Origin of the sequence: Micromonospora sp. NPDC052213 (genome assembly GCF_040679695.1) — a bacterium.
In the GTDB taxonomy this organism is placed as follows: domain Bacteria; phylum Actinomycetota; class Actinomycetes; order Mycobacteriales; family Micromonosporaceae; genus Micromonospora.
Genome location: NZ_JBFAVI010000366.1, coordinates 1 through 1261, shown reverse-complemented (window position 1 = coordinate 1261; position 1261 = coordinate 1). Strand labels below are relative to the sequence as shown.

Genomic DNA, 1261 nt, shown 5'->3' with positions numbered 1-1261 from the left:
CGGACCTGAGCCATCGCTCGGTGACGGCCCGCAGCGGCCGGGTGTCGAGGTGGTGGAACTTGTAGCGACCCTGCCGCCGCGTGACGATCAGGCCGGCGGCCTCCAGGACGTCGAGGTGCTGGGAGATCGCCTGCCGGGACGACGTGACCTGGTGCTTCGTGGCCAGCCGCCCGCAGATCTCGAACAGGGTCTGACCGTCGCGCTCGGTCAGCTCGTCGAGGATCAGGCGGCGGGTGTGGTCGGCCAGCGCCTGGTACAGATCGCCCACGTCACCCACCATATGCAAGTGACGGCTTGCCTATCAAGCGGATTGCCCGCCATTCGGAGGACGACATGCCCGGATACATCCTCACCGGCGCTCCCGGCTCCGGTAAGACAGCGATTCTCCGGCACCTGGAGATCGACGGGTACCCCGTCGTGGAGGAGGCGGCGACCGACGTGATCGCGCTTCACCAGGCGCTCGGACGACCGGAGCCGTGGCGTGAGCCGGGCTTCGCCGACCGGGTGCTGGATCTCCAACGGGAGCGCCGTCGCCGTGCCGCGGCGAACGCCGGCGAGGTCGTCTTCCACGACCGTTCGCCCGTCTGCACGCTGGCGTTGTGCCGCTATCTGGGCCGGGCCGCACCGCCCGCGCTGCTCGCCGAGATCGAGGGCATGACGGCGAATCGCCACTACGAACAAACCGTTTTCTTCGTACGCCATCAGGGCTTCGTGGAGGCGACCGCCGCTCGCCGGATCACCTTCGCGGAATCACTCGTCTTCGAGCGGATCCACGAGTTGACCTATCGCGAGGCCGGATTCGACCTCGCCGACGTGCCGGCCGGCCCACTGGCGAGCCGGGTAGCGGCGATAAGAGAGGCGGTTGATCGACTGCGCCGTTAGCGCAATCAATGCTCCTTGCGCTTCGAAGGGACGCCGGTAACATCTCCATGTTTTGATCTACACGGGGAGGAAAGTCCACATGCGATGGAAAATCCCGGCCGGCGCCCTGGTGGCGCTGGCCTTTGTGATTCCGGCGGCGCCCGCGGCGGCGCAGACCGCAGTGCCCGGGCTGAACGACGTCTGCCAGACGGTCGAACGCAAGGTGTACAAGGATTTCCGCGAGCTCGTGACCATCGACCTGGACACGGCCAACGTTTCCGAGCTGCGGCTGCTGGCCTACCGGCTCCTGGCCGAGGCGCAGGCCGAATCGTTGCCCGTTCTGCCGGGCGAGATCGAGGAGCGGCTGAAGGGCACCTCGGACGACCTTCGCGCATACCTC

General features: G+C 67.3%; 2 protein-coding genes and 1 pseudogene. 2 read left to right on the top strand and 1 reads right to left on the bottom strand.

Annotated elements, in window-relative coordinates:
• The coding region (locus tag AB0L34_RS34010; protein WP_363709780.1) for a helix-turn-helix domain-containing protein at window positions 1–280 on the bottom strand (280 nt) is incomplete at its 3' end.
• A 14-nt stretch (window positions 281–294) separates the two neighbouring features.
• On the opposite strand from AB0L34_RS34010, the gene AB0L34_RS34005 reads away from it, so the two are divergent.
• Both AB0L34_RS34005 and AB0L34_RS34000 read left to right on the top strand, forming a co-directional pair.
• Complete coding sequence (locus AB0L34_RS34005) at window positions 295–882, top strand: AAA family ATPase (RefSeq protein ID WP_357172802.1); 588 nt, start codon at window positions 295–297, stop codon at window positions 880–882.
• Window positions 883–961: 79 nt separating this feature from the next.
• Window positions 962–1261 (top strand): annotated as a pseudogene (locus tag AB0L34_RS34000) (cell wall anchor protein); the annotation flags it as partial.